Origin of the sequence: Sphingomonas sp. Ag1 (genome assembly GCF_000980895.1) — a bacterium.
In the GTDB taxonomy this organism is placed as follows: Bacteria; Pseudomonadota; Alphaproteobacteria; order Sphingomonadales; family Sphingomonadaceae; genus Sphingomonas; species Sphingomonas panaciterrae.
Map to the genome: position 1 here is coordinate 368,270 of NZ_LAZX01000094.1, position 16,918 is coordinate 385,187.

At 68.0% G+C, this 16,918-nt stretch carries 12 protein-coding genes; all 12 read left to right on the forward strand.

Translation table 11 applies throughout. From position 1 onward, the window contains the following. Positions 1-20 precede the first annotated feature (20 nt). Entirely contained in the window at positions 21-1,469 is a 1,449-nt protein-coding gene (locus XM50_RS14625) for a glycosyltransferase family 39 protein (RefSeq protein ID WP_046410510.1), read from the forward strand. 53 nt (positions 1,470-1,522) lie between these two features. After that, entirely contained in the window at positions 1,523-2,458 is a 936-nt protein-coding gene (gene fabD, locus XM50_RS14630) for an ACP S-malonyltransferase (RefSeq protein ID WP_046410512.1), read from the forward strand. A gap of 13 nt (positions 2,459-2,471) precedes the next feature. Continuing rightward, the gene (fabG, locus tag XM50_RS14635; RefSeq protein ID WP_046410514.1) at positions 2,472-3,212 is read left to right on the forward strand and encodes a 3-oxoacyl-[acyl-carrier-protein] reductase; all 741 of its coding nucleotides are present in this window, start codon (positions 2,472-2,474) and stop codon (positions 3,210-3,212) included. Between the two features lie 80 nt (positions 3,213-3,292). Then, on the forward strand, positions 3,293-3,529 hold the full coding sequence (locus tag XM50_RS14640) for an acyl carrier protein (protein ID WP_046410516.1): 237 nt from the start codon (positions 3,293-3,295) through the stop codon (positions 3,527-3,529). A gap of 119 nt (positions 3,530-3,648) precedes the next feature. Continuing rightward, positions 3,649-4,908 carry a beta-ketoacyl-ACP synthase II gene (fabF, locus tag XM50_RS14645; protein WP_046410517.1) on the forward strand — a complete coding sequence of 420 codons (1,260 nt, stop codon included), beginning with the start codon at positions 3,649-3,651 and terminating at the stop codon, positions 4,906-4,908. A gap of 77 nt (positions 4,909-4,985) precedes the next feature. After that, positions 4,986-5,954 (forward strand): endolytic transglycosylase MltG, encoded by a 969-nt coding sequence (gene mltG / locus XM50_RS14650; RefSeq protein WP_046410519.1) that lies wholly within the window; start codon positions 4,986-4,988, stop codon positions 5,952-5,954. A 75-nt stretch (positions 5,955-6,029) separates the two neighbouring features. Continuing rightward, a complete protein-coding gene (locus tag XM50_RS14655; RefSeq protein WP_046410521.1) occupies positions 6,030-8,351 on the forward strand; it encodes a sensor histidine kinase in 2,322 nt (773 codons plus the stop codon). Further along, entirely contained in the window at positions 8,348-8,806 is a 459-nt protein-coding gene (gene tsaE, locus XM50_RS14660) for a tRNA (adenosine(37)-N6)-threonylcarbamoyltransferase complex ATPase subunit type 1 TsaE (RefSeq protein ID WP_046410523.1), read from the forward strand. The genes XM50_RS14655 and tsaE overlap by 4 nt, the downstream gene beginning before the upstream one ends. Continuing rightward, entirely contained in the window at positions 8,803-9,774 is a 972-nt protein-coding gene (locus tag XM50_RS14665; RefSeq protein ID WP_197075596.1) for a phosphotransferase, read from the forward strand. Before tsaE ends, XM50_RS14665 begins: the two co-directional genes overlap by 4 nt. Beyond that, positions 9,771-10,523, forward strand: a complete 753-nt coding sequence (locus tag XM50_RS14670; protein WP_046410527.1) for a nucleotidyltransferase family protein — start codon at positions 9,771-9,773, stop codon at positions 10,521-10,523. Before XM50_RS14665 ends, XM50_RS14670 begins: the two co-directional genes overlap by 4 nt. Beyond that, positions 10,516-13,443 (forward strand): double-strand break repair protein AddB, encoded by a 2,928-nt coding sequence (gene addB, locus XM50_RS14675; RefSeq protein ID WP_046410529.1) that lies wholly within the window; start codon positions 10,516-10,518, stop codon positions 13,441-13,443. Before XM50_RS14670 ends, addB begins: the two co-directional genes overlap by 8 nt. Beyond that, positions 13,433-16,900 carry a double-strand break repair helicase AddA gene (addA, locus tag XM50_RS14680; protein WP_046410532.1) on the forward strand — a complete coding sequence of 1,156 codons (3,468 nt, stop codon included), beginning with the start codon at positions 13,433-13,435 and terminating at the stop codon, positions 16,898-16,900. Before addB ends, addA begins: the two co-directional genes overlap by 11 nt. Positions 16,901-16,918 lie beyond the last annotated feature (18 nt).

The following is a 16,918-nucleotide window of genomic DNA, read 5'->3' on the forward strand; positions in this document are numbered from 1 at the left end:
CCCGTGCACCGGCGTCGGCAATGCCGTTGGTCGATGCCCGTGCGCGGCTGCGCTGGGCGCTGCTCCTGCTGGCCGGCATCGCTGCGGCATTGTTCGTCGGCTGGGTCGGCTTCATGGCGTCCGACGATTCGCTCTATTATGCCGGCGCCGTTCGCTGGCTCACCGACCCGCCCTTTGCCGGCAGCGATCACTGGTCCACCCGCTTTCCGCTGACGGTGAGCTTTGCCGCGGTGCTCGCAGCGGTCGGCCGCAACTATGCGGCGTTCGGGGTCACCGCGGTCCTGTTTTACCTTCTGCTGGTGGCAGTCGTCGGTCGCTTCACGGCGCAGCTTGCAGGCGAGCGGAGCGGCTGGATCGCGGCCCTGCTCACCGCCACGCTCGCGGTAGTGGTCACGGACGCCACCACAGTCAGTGTCGATCTTATCGAGGTGGCGGCGCTGATCGGTGGCGCATGGCTGGTCGGCAGCGCCAGCGACGATCGCCGGGGCTTGACCCGTGCGGCGCTCGGCGGCGCGCTGTTCGGCACGGCAGTGCTGTGCCGCGAGACGAGCGTGCTCGCGCTCGCCGCCCTCGGCCCTGCGCTTCTTCTCGGCCGACCCGTGTCGCGCCGGCTCCTGATCGCCTGCGGCCTCGGTGCAGCAGCGGTGCTGGCGGGTGAGGCGCTGTTTCAATGGTCCCTGACGGGCGATCCACTGCGCCGCTACACCATCGCCTTTCATCACGACGAGCACATCAACCGCGCCGCAAACCGGGAGGGCAATTTCCTTCTCTGGCCGCCGATCGACCCCGTGCTTGTCCTTCTGGTCAACGATGACTTCGGCTTGCTCTTCTGGCTTGCCGGAGCCGCATTGTGGCGCGGCGCATGGTCGCTCACCGCGCCTCAGCGCCGCGCTCCGCTGACGCTGCTTGCGGCGATGGCGGGGGTGAGCTTCCTTCTCGTCGCGGCCTTGTACACCAAACTGGTCCTGAACCCGCGCTACTTCATGCTCGCCGCGATCGTCGCGGTCATCGTGCTGGCGATCTGGCTCGATCGACTCGATCGCCGCCTCGGCGCGCTGACCATCGCGCTGCTCGTGTCGACGAACCTGTTGCTGATGAGCGTCGGCAACGCGCATCCCCGCTGGCCGATGGAGGCGCTGGTGCGTGCCGCGCAGGCACATCCCCGGGAGGTGATCGCCGCTGATGCCGACGTCGTGCGCCGCGCCGACATATCGATGGCCTTCATCGGGCAGAGCAACGTGCGCGCGCTACCCCGCGATCCTTCTGACAAGGCCGCGCCGCACCTCGTGGTAGCGCAGGTCGATCAGGCACCGGCCGGTCAGGTGATCGCCCGCTATCCGCCGCCGCCGACACGGCTCGGATCATTGCTCCGCACCCTTGGGTTGGAGCCGCTGGTACCCGCGTCGATCGCCCGCAGGATGTTCGCGCCGGGCACCGAAATGGTACTGGTCCGCACCACCGGCGGTTGACCGCTGCGCCCTGCCACGCCTACCGCGCCCCTCTTCCAATTCAGGAGCGACCGATGCGAGCGTTCATCTTTCCGGGCCAGGGCAGCCAGGCCGTCGGCATGGGCCAGGCACTGGCAGCCGCCAGCCCCGCCGCGCGCGAGGTTTTTGGCGAGGTTGACGAGGCGCTGGGCCAGAATCTCTCCCGCCTCATGGCCGAAGGGCCTGCTGACGAACTGACGCTGACCGAGAATGCGCAGCCCGCGATCATGGCCAATGCCATCGCGACGCTGCGTGTGCTGGAAAAGGAAGGCGGCGTGCGCCTGGCCGACAAGGCCGATGTCGTCGCTGGCCACAGCCTGGGCGAATATACCGCGCTGTGCGCTGCCGGTGCTTTCGATCTTGCGACGACCGCGCGCCTGTTGAAGCTGCGCGGCCAGGCGATGCAGGCAGCGGTGCCGGTGGGTGAGGGCGGCATGGCCGCGCTCCTCGGTGCCGATCTGGCCAAGGCACAGGCGATCGCTGCCGCCGCTGCGGAAGGCGATGTGTGCACCGTCGCCAATGACAATGACCCCTCGCAGGTCGTGATCTCGGGAACGAAGGCCGCGATCGATCGCGCCATCGCGATCGCCAAGGATCACGGTGCGAAGCGCGGCATCGCGCTCCCGGTTTCCGCACCGTTCCATTGCTCGCTGATGCAGCCCGCGGCCGACGCGATGGCCGCCGCGCTCGCAGACGCTGCGATCGCCGCGCCGCTCGTCCCGGTGTACGCCAACGTCCTAGCCGCGCCGGTCAGCGACCCCGACACGATCCGCCGGCTGCTCGTGGAACAGGTCACCGGCATGGTCCGCTGGCGCGAATCGGTGCTGGCGCTGACCGATGCGGGGGTGACCGACTTCGTCGAGTTCGGCGGCAAGGTGCTCGGCCCGATGGTGAAGCGCATTTCGCCGGATGCGAATGCGATCAGCATCGTGTCCATGGATGATATCGAAGCGCTGCTGAAGGCGCTGTGAAGGAGGAAATCTGATGTTCGACCTCACGGGCATGACGGCGCTGGTGACCGGCGCGTCGGGCGGGATCGGATCGGCCGTTGCGCAGGCGCTCGCCGCGCAGGGCGCACGACTGGCGGTATCGGGATCCAATGTCGAGAAGCTGGAGGCGTTCCGCGCCAGCCTCGGCGCGGATCACGTCGCGGTGCCGGCCAATCTCTCCGATGCGGCCGCCGTCGACGCGCTTGTGCCGGCCGCGGTCGAGGCACTTGGTGGCCGGCTCGACATCCTCGTCAACAATGCCGGCGTCACGCGCGACAACCTCACCATGCGCATGAAGGATGACGAATGGGATCAGGTGATCCGCGTCAACCTCGAGGCCGCGTTCCGCCTCATCCGCGCGGCAGCCAAGCCGATGATGAAGCAGCGTTTCGGCCGCATCGTGTCGATCACCTCGGTGGTCGGCCAGACCGGCAACCCCGGCCAGGCGAACTATGCCGCGTCCAAGGCCGGGCTTGTCGGCATGTCGAAGGCGGTGGCGCAGGAACTCGCCAGCCGCGGCGTCACGGTCAATTGTGTCGCGCCGGGCTTCATCCGTTCCGCCATGACCGATGTGCTGCCGGACGCGCAAAAGACTGCCCTGCTGACGAAGATTCCGGCTGGTGATCTTGGTACTGGCGAGGATATTGGCGCCGCCGTCGTCTACCTTGTATCGCGCGAGGCAGGTTATGTCACCGGGCAGACGTTGCACGTCAACGGCGGCATGGCGATGATTTAAAGCAGACTTGTATCGCAGCGAGGCCCGTTCTACCTGCGTTCAGGATTCTACAACCCCCCGACGAAACAAAGGGAATTATTATGAGCGAGACCGCCGACCGCGTGAAGAAGATCGTCGTCGAGCATCTCGGCGTCGAGGCCGACAAGGTGACCGAGGACGCGAGCTTCATCGACGATCTCGGCGCGGACAGCCTCGACATTGTCGAGCTGGTGATGGCGTTCGAGGAAGAGTTCGGGGTGGAAATTCCCGATGACGCTGCCGAGAAGATCACCACCGTGCGCGATGCGATTACTTATATCGACGAGCACAAGGGCTGATCGCCCGCGGGGTGGGGCGGCATGACGTTCGCTCCTGCTTCGCACCGGATTTGAGCGGCCCCCCGTCCCCGGCTAGAGGGCGGGGGGCCGTTTCGTTGTAATGTTCATGGAGTTGCGCAATGCGCCGCGTCGTTGTCACAGGTCTTGGTCTCGTCACCCCGCTTGGGGCAGACGTGGAAACAGCATGGGCCAATATCATCGCTGGCAAGTCGGGCGCAGGCCCGATCACGCGATTTGATGCCTCGGACCAGAAGTGCCGCATCGCCTGCGAGGTGAAGCCGGCCGATCACCCCTACGGCTTCGACGCCGGCAAGCGGGTCGATCACAAGATCCAGCGCCAGGTCGATCCGTTCATCGTCTACGGCATCGATGCGGCTGGCCAGGCGCTCGAGGACGCCGGCCTCACCGAGATGTCGGAGCAGGAGCGTTATCGTGCCGGCTGTTCGATCGGCGCAGGGATCGGCGGGCTGCCGGGGATCGAAAGCGAATCGATCGTTCGCCATGAAAAAGGTCCCAGCCGCGTCAGCCCGCACTTTGTTCACGGTCGTCTGATCAACCTGATCTCGGGTCAGGTCAGCATCAAATACGGCCTGATGGGCCCGAACCATGCGGTCGTGACCGCCTGTTCGACCGGCGCGCATTCGATCGGCGACGCCGCGCGGATGATCGCGATGGACGATGCGGACGTGATGCTCGCGGGTGGTTCGGAGGGCGCGATCTGCCCGCTCGGCATCGCCGGCTTCGCCCAGGCGCGCGCGCTCAGCACCAACTTCAACGACGATCCTGGAAAGGCCAGCCGCCCTTACGACAAGGACCGCGATGGCTTCGTGATGGGCGAGGGTGCCGGCGTCGTCGTGCTCGAGGAATATGAGCGCGCCAAGGCACGCGGTGCCAAGATCTATGCCGAAGTGATCGGCTATGGCCTTTCGGGCGACGCCTATCACGTCACCGCGCCGCATCCGGAAGGGTCGGGCGCGTTCCGCTCGATGGAGATGGCGATGCGCAAGTCGGGGCTCCGGCTTGAGGACATCGATTATATCAACGCTCACGGCACCTCGACCCCGCTCGGCGATGAGCTGGAGCTTGGCGCGGTTCGCCGGCTGTTCGGCGACCATATCGGCTCGCTGTCCATGTCCTCGACCAAGTCGGCGATCGGCCACCTGCTCGGCGGTGCCGGCGCGGTGGAGAGCATCTTCTGCATCCTCGCCATGCGCGACCAGATCGTGCCGCCGACGCTCAACCTCGACAACCCGAGCGACAATTGCGCGGGCGTGGACCTCGTGCCGCATGTCGCGAAGAAGCGTCAGGTTCGTGCCGTGCTCAACAACAGCTTCGGCTTTGGCGGCACCAACGCATCGCTGGTGATGAAGGCGATCTGACCGACCGCGCGCAGGCGGGGTGAGCGGACGGCAGAACGCCGCCCGCCTCCGCCGCGCGTCCTCACCAGGGTATAGGCATGCGCAAGACGGGGTGTTTCGGACTGCTGATCGGGCTGGCGTTGATCGCCGGCCTGTTCTGGATCGCGCGCGACTGGTCCGGTCCTGGCCCCGCGACCAAGCCGCTGGCGGTCGTCGTACCCGAAGGCGCCAGCCTCGCCCGGGCCGCCGCGCAGCTGGAGAAGGAGGGCGCACTCCGTTCCGCCTGGCGCTTCCGCGGCTATGCGCGTGTGTTCGGCACGGGCCGTCCGATCAAGGCCGGCGAATATGCGATTCCGAAGGGCGCCAGCGCAGCCGACATCCTGACCCTGCTTGAGGAAGGCAAGGTCCGCCAGCGCCTTGTGCCAGTACCCGAAGGCTATCCCTCGATCCTCGTTCATGAGGCGCTGATGCGTGCCGAAGGGCTGGAGGGAGAGGTGCCGGTCCCCGCCGAAGGGTCGATTCTGCCCGACAGCTACGCCTATCAGCTGAACGACACCCGTGCCGCGGTCGTCGCCCGCATGCAGAAGGCGATGGCCGATTACCTCGCCGCCGCCTGGAAGGAGCGCAAGCCCGGCATCGCGGTCTCCACCCCGGAGGAGGCGGTGATCCTCGCCTCGATCGTGGAAAAGGAAACCAGCAAGCCGTCCGAGCGGCGGATGGTCGCCGCGGTCTATACGAACCGGCTGAAGCGCGGCATGCCGTTGCAGGCGGACCCCACGGTCATCTACCCGATCACCAAGGGCAAGCCGCTCGGCCGCCGCATCCTGCGGTCGGAGCTTCAGGCGAAGAACGGCTACAACACCTACGCCAGCGCCGGCCTGCCGGTCGGGCCGATCGCCAACCCCGGCCGCGAATCGATCGATGCGGTGCTCGATCCGGAGACGAGCTCAGCGCTTTATTTCGTGGCGGACGGCACCGGCGGGCATGTGTTCGCCGACACGCTGCAGCAGCACAATGCCAATGTCGCCAAATGGTATGCCATCCGCCGCGCACGGGGTGAGATGTAAGCTGTTCACATTAGTCGTTCCGCGCGTAGAAAGAGGAACGACCGAACGGACACGCCGATTTCCTTGACCACTCCCATGCTGATCGTTGCGGGCCTGATCCTGCTGCTGCTGGTCGCCGGCGCTTCCGCAGCGCTCTACCATGGGCTTCGGCTGAGCGGTGCCGCCTCGCGGGAGCGTGAACAGTGGCTGGCCGCCCGAGCGCTGCTGGCCCATGCGCCGATGCAGCCGATCCTGGTGCGGTCGGACCTGCGCCTCGACATGCCGCCCCGCGTCGCCGACCTGTTCGGCCTCGTCCAGCCGGCGACCGACCTTGACGGGCTGAGCTCCGCTGGCGGTGGCCTTGATCCGCTGGATGTCGAACGGATCATGGCCGATCTGCTCGCCCTGCAACGCTCGGGGCGCCCCTTCGTGCGTCAGGTTCGCCCCCGCGGCGCCGCCCGCACGCTCACCCTGCATGGCGAACGTTCGCCCACCCATGGCCAGGGCACCGACATGGTCCTCTGGGTCCATGACGCAAGCGACGCGCAGGCGGAGGTAGAGCGGCTCGCCAATGAGCAGGCGCAGGTGCGTGAAGCGTTCGAGGCGCTGACCGGCCTGATCGAGGCCGCGCCCATGCCCATGTGGTATCGTGGGCCCGACCTGCGGCTGGCGATGGTCAACACCGCTTATGTCCAGGGTGTGGAGGGCAACGCGGCCGCCGACGTGGTCGCGCGCGGCGTGGAATTGATCGAGGGTTCTGGGCATGGCGGCCCGCTCGCCGGCGCGATCGCCGCGCGCGAGACCGGGCGGCCGGAGGTGCGGGTCCTGCCCGCCACGATCGGCGGCGCGCGCCGGTCGATGCTTCTCCACGACGTGCCCTTGCCCAATGGCGGCGTCGCAGGCTTTGCGATCGACATCGAGGATCTTGAGCAGGCCCGCGCACGCGAGCGCCGCTTCGCCGATGCGCAGCGCGCGATGCTCGATCGCCTGTCCGCCGGCGTGGCGCAGTTCGGCCGCGATCGTTCGCTCGTCTTCTGCAACCAGCCGTTCCGCCGCATGTTCGCGATGCGCAGCGAATGGCTGTCCGACCGGCCGGAGTTCGATCGCGTGATCGAGCGGATGCGCGAGGCGAACAGGCTGCCCGAGGTCCGTGACTTTCCGGGCTGGAAGGCTGAGCGTCGCGAATGGTTCACCCGCACCGACGCCGCCGTCGAGGAGACGTGGCACCTGCCCAACGGCGTCTACATCCGCGTCGTGGCGCAGCTGCTGCCCGACGGCGGGCTGTTGCTGATCTTCGAGGATCGGACCGAGGAGGTGCAGCTCGCCTCCGCGCGTGACACTTTGCTGCGCGTCCGCACCGCCACCTTCGACAATCTCTTCGAGGCGCTGGGTGTCTTCGCCGCGGATGGCCGGCTGCAATTGTGGAACAATCGTTTTCGCGCCCTGTGGGAGCTGGAAGAGGAATTCCTCAACGGCCATCCCCGCGTGGACGCGGTGGCGGAAAAGATCGCGCCGAAGCTGCGTACGCCCAACCGCGCCAAGCTCGTCACTGATCTGGTGCGGTCCGCGACCACCGATCGCCAGCAGCGTGGTGGCCGCGTTGCCCTTGCGGATGGCCGCCATTACGAATTTGCGGCGGTGCCGCTGCCGGATGGCAATGCACTGTTCACCATGCTCGACATCACCGACAGTCGCCGTGCGGAGCAGGCGCTGCGCGATCGCGCCGCCGCGCTGGAGGCAGCCGACAAGGTGAGAACCGCCTTTGTCGCGAACATGAGCTACGAATTGCGCACCCCGCTCACCTCTATCAGCGGCTTCGCGGAGATGCTGCATGCGGGCTATGCGGGCGACCTGTCGGAACAGGGCACCCAATATGTCGGCGCGATCCTGGAGTCGGTCGAGCGGCTCGGCCTGCTGATCGATGATGTGCTGAACCTGACGCAGGCGGAGGGAGAGGCGCCGCTGGTGCGAGAGGCGGTTGACCTTCCCGCGTTGCTGGCCGGCGCGGCGGAGGCGCGGCGCAGCGATGCCGATCTGCGCGCCATCGAACTCGTCACCGCGCTCGATGCCAGCGTCGGACAGGTGACCGGCGATCCCGGCCGCCTGCGCGAGGCGATGGATCACCTCCTGCGCCATGCGCTGAACGCCACCACCAGTGGCGGGCGCGTGCTGCTGCATGCGGAGGGCGACCCGAATACCGCCCGGATCATCGTGTCAGACGATGGCGCCGGGCTCGATGCCGATGCGGTCAGCCGCGCCTTTGACCGTTTCGCGCAGGCCGCGAACACCGAAAACGGCCGCACCCCCGACCTCGGCCTTCCCTTGGCCAAGCAGTTCGTCGAGGCACATGGCGGAACGATCACCCTGGTGAGCGAACCCAGCATGGGGTCGCTGGTAACGGTGGAGCTTCCACGATGACAAAGGGCGAACGCCGGCTGGCGACTGCCGCCGACAGTGAGGCGGTCGGCGCAGAAATCGCCAGCGTGCTTCGCCCCGGCGACGTGGTGCTGCTCGACGGGCCGCTCGGTGCGGGCAAGACCAGCATCGCGCGCGGCCTGCTTGCGGCGCTCGGCCTCGTCGGTGAGGCACCAAGCCCCAGCTTCGCGATCGTTCAGCCCTATGACGTGCCGGAGGTGCGGCTGCCGGTGCTCCATGTCGACCTCTATCGGCTCGACGATGCGTCGGAGCTGCCGGAATTGGGACTGGACGACGCGCTGTACGACAGTGCGCTGATCGTGGAATGGCCTGATCGCGCTGGCCCATCGGCATGGCCCGACGCGCTTCGCCTCGCGCTTTCCATCGAACCGGATGGCGCGCGGCGCTTGACTTGGGAAGCGCCGGCGGCATGGGAGCGGCGATGGCCCTCGATATGATTCCGCCCCCGCATGCCCGCCCGTTTCTGACGGCCAATGGATGGGGAGACGCGGAAATTCTCCCGCTTGCCGGCGATGCATCCTTTCGCCGCTATTTCCGCGTGGTGGACGGCACGCGCCGCGCCGTGCTGATGGACGCGCCGCCGCCGCAGGAGGATCCGCGTCCGTTCCTGGCGGTGGCTAACTGGTTGACCGATCACGGCTTTGGCGCGCCTGCCATCTATGCCTCCGATGATGATCGCGGCCTCGTCCTGCTCGAGGATTTCGGTGACAATCGCATGCGCGAGGCGATTGATCGCGATCCCGCCGCGACCGAGGGCCTCTACCAGAATGCCGTTGACGTGCTCATCGCGCTGCGTGGTTGTCCGGCGGGTGACTGGCGTCCTTATGACCGTGCGGAACTGCATCGTGAGGCCGCGCTGCTGGTCGAATGGTATTGCCCGGCGCTCGGCCTCGACGTCGATCTGGCGGGCTATACCGCCGCCTGGGACGCGGTGTTCGATCATGCGATCTTCGCCCGGCCGGTCACGGTGCTGCGCGACTATCATGTCGAAAACCTGATGCTGGTGGGCGATCCGCACCGGCTCGGCCTGCTCGACTTCCAGGACGCGCTGGCCGGTCACCCTGCCTATGATCTTGTATCGCTGTTGCAGGATGCCCGCCGCGACGTGGCGCCCGAACTCGAAAACGCGATGATCGAGCGCTATTGCAACGTGACCGGTGAGGGGGAGGCGTTCATGCGCGCCTATCACGTGCTCGGCGCGCAGCGGAATGCGAAGATCATCGGCATCTTCACCCGCCTGTGGAAGCGCGATGGGAAGCCCCGCTATCCGGGGCTCTGCCCGCGCGTCTGGACCTATCTGGAGCGTGATCTGGCGCAGCCTGCGCTTGCTCCGGTCGCTGCCTGGTTCGATGCCAACATCCCCGCGTCGCTCCGCGGCGATCCGCTGCAGCTGAGCGCACGATGACCAAGCCGCGCGCCATCCGTCCCCGTCTTCCCGGCAAGGTGCCGACCACCGCGATGGTCATGGCTGCCGGCCTCGGCAAGCGGATGCGCCCGCTCACGGCCACCCGGCCCAAGCCGCTGATCCATGTTGCGGGCAAGCCGCTGCTCGACCATGCGCTCGACCATCTGCGCGCCGCCGGGGTCAAGCGCGCTGTCGTCAACGTTCATTATCTGGCCGACACGCTGGAGGCGCATCTCGAGACGATCGCGGGGCTGGACATCGAAGTGTCGGATGAGCGTGGCCAGCTGCTCGAAACCGGCGGCGGGTTGATGAAGGCACGCCCGCTGCTTGGCGATGACCCGATCTTCGTCGTCAACAGCGACAATTTCTGGCTCGATGGCCCGATCGACGCCTTGTCGCTGATGGCCGATCGCTGGGACCCGGCGATCATGGATGTCCTCTTGCTGCTGGTACCACTCGCCCGTGCGCATTGCCATGGCGGGCAGGGTGATTTTCATATCGATGCCGCGGGCAAGATCATCTCGCGGCGCAAGCCGGGGCGCGTGGCGCCTTATGTCTTCATCGGCGTCCAGATCCTGAATCCGGCGATCCTCGTCGACGCGCCTGAGGCGCCGTTCTCCACCATGGTGTTCTGGGAACGCGCAATGGCGGCGGGACGCGCCTATGGCGTGGTGCATCAGGGGCTCTGGGTCGACGTGGGGACGCCGAGGGCCGTCGCCCGTGCGGAGGAATTGCTCGAGAATGGCTGAGCGGCGCCGGCCGCGGCTCTACACCATCCCCGCGCACCGGGCCTTCGCCGATGCGCTGGTCGCCGGGCTGGTCCGGCGCTTTGGCGATGATCCGCTTGGCCTTGCCCGCGGCCTGATCCTCCTGCCCAACAACCGCGCGAAGCTCGCGGTCAACAATGCCTTCGTGCGCGCCCGCGGGGGCGCGTTGATCCTGCCGCGGCTGGTCGCGATCGGGGCGGACGACATTGGCGAATCGATCGGCGCTGCGCTCGATCCCGCCGATGCCGATCCGCCGCCCCCGGCGATCACTCCGCTGGCGCGCCAGATGATCCTGGCGCGGCTGGTGCAAGAGGAGCGCCCGTCGCTGGAGGCCTCCGAAGCGGTCCGCCTCGCCGGAGAACTTGCCCGAGCGCTCGACCAGTTGATCGTCGAGGAAGTCGATCCGGCCCGGCTCGCCACGCTCGATCTCGGCGAGCTCACCGACCATTGGTGCGCGGCACTCGACCTCTTCCGCATCGTGATCGAACGCTGGCCGCGCGAGTTGGAACGTCTCGGCCGCATCGACGCGAGTGCGCGCCGCGTGATCCTGTTGCGGCGCCTGGCCGATCGCTGGCGCACCACACCGCCCGACGGGTTCGTCTGCGCCGCCGGCATTACCGATGCGGCCCCCTCCGTTGCGGCGATGATGGGGCGCGTCGCGGTGATGGATCGCGGCCTCGTCGTGCTCGCTGGACTGGATCGGGCCATGCCCGACGACGAATGGGCCGCCTTGGGCCCGCATGAGGCCGATCCGATCACGAAACGTTCCGAACGCGCCATAGAGGTGCACCCCCAATTCCATCTGAAGCAGCTGCTCGCCCGCATGGGCATGGCGCGCGACGATGTTGCCCTGTGGGCCGATGGCAGCGATCACGACGCCTCGGCGGCACGCGGCCGGACGATCGCGACCGCCCTCGCGCCGGCCGAATATACCGCCCGCTGGACGGAGCTCAGGCCCCAGCAACGCCAGCTCGCCGGCGTCCGCATCGCCGAACTCGCCACGCCGGCAGAGGAGGCGCAGGCGATCGCGCTCGCCCTGCGTCAGGCGCTTGAGGTTCCGGAACGCACCGCCGCACTCGTCACCCCCGACCGCGCCCTCGCGCGCCGGGTGTCGGCACACTGCGCCCGCTGGAATATCGCGGTCGACGACAGCGCCGGTCGCCCCCTGTCGATCCTCCCGCCCGGCACCTTGCTGATCGCCATCGTGGAGGCCGCCGCCGAAGGGTTCGCGCCACTCGCCCTGCTGACCCTGCTGAAGCACCCGCTGGTCCGTGCGGGTGAGCAGCGTGGCCGTTGGCTGGAGAGCGTGCGCCGGCTCGACCGCCGCTTGCGCGGACCGCGGCCCGCGCCAGGGCTCGCCGGCATGGAGGGGCACCTCGGCGACACTGCCGATGCATGGTGGCACGAGCTACGCGGCCTGCTCGGGCCGCTCGCCGAGGCGTTCGATAACGAGCGGCATTCGCTTGGCACGCTGATCGCGGCGCTGCGCGATGCGGCAACAGCACTCGCTGGTGATGAAGCGTGGCGTGGTCCCGCCGGGCGCGCCGCCGCCGATCTTCTGGCGGAACTTGAGGCGGAAGCGGATCGCGGCCCATCCAACGTGGCGGCATCCGGTCTCGGGCCCTTGCTGCGCCTGCTCATGGACAAGGTCGCCGTGCGGCCGCAGGGGGGGCATGCCCGCGTTGCGATTTACGGCCTCATCGAGGCGCGACTGCAATCGGCCGACCTCATGATCCTCGGCGGCCTTAATGAGGGCGTCTGGCCGGGGGCAGCGGCACCCGATCCCTGGCTGGCGCCCCGCATCCGCGCGATGCTTGGGCTCCCCGGTCTGGAACGGGCGATCGGCGTGGCGGCGCATGATTTCGGGCAGGCGCTGGGCGCACGCGAGGTGCTAATCACCCGCGCCCGCCGCGACGCGCGTTCTCCTGCGATCCCCTCGCGCTTGTGGCTTCGCCTCGCCGCAATGGCGGGCGACGAATTTGACCGAGCGCGTGATGTCGCGCTGGAACAATGGACCCGGGCGATCGATGACGGCGGCACGCCGCAGCCGGCGGAGCGGCCTGCGCCTTGCCCGCCGCGGCGGCTTCGGCCCACCGCCATGTCCGTCACGCAAGTGGACCGTCTGAAGGCCGATCCTTTCGCCTTCTACGCCCAGCAGATCCTTCGCCTGCGCATGCTGGACCCGGTCGATGCCGATCCCACCGCCGCCTGGCGCGGGACTGCGGTTCACGCCATTTTGGAGGCGTGGGCGCGTGACGACGCCTGCCGCGTCGACCTTCTGGCGCCGCGCGCGATCGAAATGCTGGCGGATCCCACGACGCACCCGTTGCTACGCGCCTTGTGGCAGCCGCGCCTCCTCGCTGCGGTCGAATGGATCGCGCAGCGCATGGCGGCCGAGCAGGCCGGCGGTCGGACAGTGCTGGCCGCGGAGGGGAAGGGTGGGACCACCATCGCCGGGATCGAGCTTTCCGGCCGCTTCGATCGTATCGACCGCCTCGGTGACGGCACGCTCGCGATCGTCGACTACAAGACAGGCAAGGCGCCCTCGGCCTCCGCGGTTCGCGCGGGGTTTTCGATGCAACTCGGATTGCTCGGCGCGATCGCCGAGGACGGCGGCTTCGCGGGGATCAGCGGCACGGCGGGCGCCTTCGAATATTGGTCGCTGGCCCGCTACCGCGACAGCTTCGGCAGCGTGACGAGCCCGGTCGATCCCGTCGGAAAGGGCGATCGTGTCGTCACATCGGAATTCGTCGGCCGCGCGCGGCACGAATTCACCGAGGCGGCGAAACTCTGGCTGTTGGGCGACGAGCCGTTCAAGGCCAAGCTCCACCCCGAATATGCGCCCTATACGGAATATGATCAGCTGATGCGTCGCGACGAATGGTACGGCCGTGACCAGTAGCGCCTCGGGCATCCGTCCGCTCCCGCCGTTGCGCGGTGAGCAGCGCCGGGCGAGCGCACCCGATGCGCACGTGTGGCTGTCGGCCTCCGCCGGCACGGGCAAGACGCAGGTGTTGTCCGCCCGCGTCTTCCGGCTGCTGCTCCGGGGCGTTGATCCTGCCGCCATCCTGTGCCTCACCTTTACCAAGGCCGGCGCGGCCGAGATGGCAGCGCGCGTCAGCCAGCGATTGGCCGCTTGGGTCCGGATGAAGGACCGTGACCTGTTCGCCGATCTCCAGGCGCTTGGCGAGGCAGCCGATCCGGTCCAGCGCGACCGCGCCCGCACGTTGTTCGCCAAGGTGCTCGATGCGCCGGGCGGTGGACTGCGTATCCAGACGATCCACGGTTTCTGCCAGAGCCTGCTTGCGGCCTTCCCGACCGAGGCGGGACTGGTGCCCGGCTTTCGCCCGATGGAGGCGCGCGAAGAAGGCGTGCTTGCCCGCGCCACCCTTGCCGAACTGCTGGTGCAGGCGGAGCGGGAAGGGCGCGCTGGCCCGGTAGAGGCGATCGGAAAGCTCAGCCTTCGGCTGGGCGAGGCGGGTGCCGAACAATTCCTGAATGATTGCGCGCGGGCGGCAAGCGCGCTGGAGCAGCTCCCCAGCGGCATTCAACCGTGGCTCCGCCGCGAGCTGGACCTGCCGGCTGGCGATATAGAAGAGCACATCCGCTCTGCCTGCGGGGACGATGCGATCGATCGCGCGGCGATCGAGGCGGTCGGTCGGCTGAACGCGGCCTGGGGAACGAAGAGTGGGCTGGCCCGCGCAGAGGCAATCGCTCTTTGGCTCGCCGCGGGCAGTGAACAACGGGCGCAAACGCTCGATCAGCTTCACCTCACATGGGCCAAGGTCGACGGGGACCCTCGATCGTTCGGCAAGGGGCAGGCGCCGCCTGATCCCGCCTATGCCGATCTCGCATCCCGCCTGCACGGGCAATGTTCGGAGCTGCTCAGCCTCAGGGTTCGCGCCGCTTATGCCGATCTGCTCGCCGAGGGGCTGACGGTCGGGCGGGACTATGCGCGCGCGTATACGGCGGCAAAGCGTCGCGGCGGGCTCGTCGATTTTGATGATCTGATCGCTGCCACGATCGGCCTTCTTGATCAGCCTGGCATCGGTGAATGGGTTCGCTTCAAGCTCGATCAGACGACGGAGCACGTGCTGATCGACGAGGCTCAGGATACCAACGTCGCGCAATGGCGCATCGTGCGTGCGCTGGTCGACGAATATTTCGTCGGCCGCGGAGTCTATGCGCCCTCGGTCCGCACGCTGTTCACGGTGGGCGACCACAAGCAGGCGATCTTCGGCTTCCAGGGCACTGACCCAATCAACTTCCGCGCGGCCGAAATGCATTTTTCGCGCAAGGCTGCCGAGGTGCGCGGCGACGATCGCATGCCGGATGATGAGCGCGGCCTCCCGTTCGAGCGCCTGTCGCTCGTTTCCTCCTTCCGCTCGACCCGTCCCATCCTGCAGTTCGTCGACGCGGCCATCGCCGCGCTTGAGCCTGATGCGCTCGGGCCAGGCGTCGAACTTCGCGAACATGCCAGTGAGGTGCCGGGGCCCGGCATCGTGGAGCTTTGGCCGCCGATCGTGTCGGGCGAGGTGGAAGATGATGGGCCGGAGGACTGGATCGACGATGCGGTCCGCCGCAACGCCGCCCGGATCGCGCGGCAGATCCGCGACTGGATCGACCGGGGCGTGATGCTGGAAAGCAAGGGGCGTCCGATCCGGCCAGAGGACATCATGGTGCTGGTCAAACGGCGCGGAGAGATCGCCCAGCTGATCGTGGCGCGCCTATATGCCGAAGGGGTGCCCGTCGCCGGTGTCGATCGGCTGCGATTGAACGCGCCGCTCGCGGTGCAGGACCTGCTTGCCGCCGTCCGTTTCGTTCTGCAGCCGGACGATGACCTCAGCCTCGCCAGCCTGCTCGTGTCACCGCTGATCGGATGGACGCAGGAGGAGCTGCTCGCGCGCGCGGTGCCGCGATCGGGCAGTCTGTGGCGCCACCTGTCGGAACATCATCGCGAATTGCTGGCACCACTCGACGCGATGCTGGCCCGAGCCGACTTCACGACACCTTATCGTTTCCTGGAGGAACTGCTCTCCGGCCCGCTCGGCGGACGGCAGCGGCTGCTTGCCCGCCTCGGCGAAGAAGCGCGCGACCCGATCGAGGAATTGCTGAGCGCGGCGCTGGAATTCGAAACAACCGCCACCCCATCGCTTCAGCGTTTCCTCGACTGGTTCGATCGCGGCGAGGTGGAAGTGAAGCGCGAGGCGGAAGGGGTCCTCAACGCGGTGCGGGTAATGACCGCGCATGGTGCCAAGGGGCTGCAGGCGCCTGTCGTGATCATGGCCGACGCCGCTGCTGATCCCGATTCCACGCGCGGCGGCAACCTGATGTGGACCCCGGATGGCGCTGACGGCGCGATCCCCGTGCTCCCGCCGCGCCTAACGGAGCGGGCGGGGCCGATCGCGGAGCTCGCGGCCGCGGCGGCGCTGCGCGAACGGCAGGAGCATTGGCGCCTGTTCTATGTCGCCGCGACCCGCGCCGAGGAACGGCTGGTCATCACCGGCTCGCTGGGCCCCAAGTACCGCAACAGCGGCGCACCTGAGCAGAGCTGGCATCGCGCCGCCGCCCGCGCGCTCGACGCGCTCGGCGTGGCAGCCGACGACGCAGGCGAACGCGCTACACGCATATTCCGTGGCGATCCGCCCGCGGCGCCCGTTGCGTCCAAGGCCAGCACCATAGGAAAAATGGCCGAACCGACTCCGCTACCAGGCTGGGCACGGGAGGTAGCACCGCCAGAGGCGAGGCCCCCGCGGCCGCTTGCACCCTCCTCGATCGGTGAAGACGAGGTCGCGGATCCACCGCCCACGCCGGCAATGCGTGCCGCCGCCGAACGCGGCCGGCTGATCCATGGCCTGTTCGAACGCCTGCCCGGCGTGGCGGAGGCGGAGCGAGAAGACGCCGCCAATCGCTGGCTGCGGCAGGTGGGCGGGATAGAGGATCCCGCAGAGCGCCAGCACCTCACCCAGCTGGTCTGCGGTATCCTGTCAGATGATCGCTTCGCCGCGCTGTTTGGCCCGGGTTCACTCGGTGAGGCGCCGATCAGTGCGGTGATTCATGGCGGCCTGGTGATCGCGGGAACCGTCGACCGGCTGCTGATCACCCCTGATCGCGTGCATGTCGTCGACTTCAAGACGGGGCGAGTGGCGCCCGAGCGTATCGAAGATGTCCCGATCTATCACATCCGACAAATGGCGGCCTATGCCGCGGCACTCGCCGTCATCTTCCCCGGGCGCTCGATCGAGGCCGGGCTGCTCTATACCGCAGGCCCGCGGATCATCACCTTGCCGCCAGAGCTGCTGGCCCGACACAAGCCGGGCTATTCGGGAGCGGAGCAAAGCTTCATCACGGGTCGTTGAGTGTCCGGCTGCGCACCC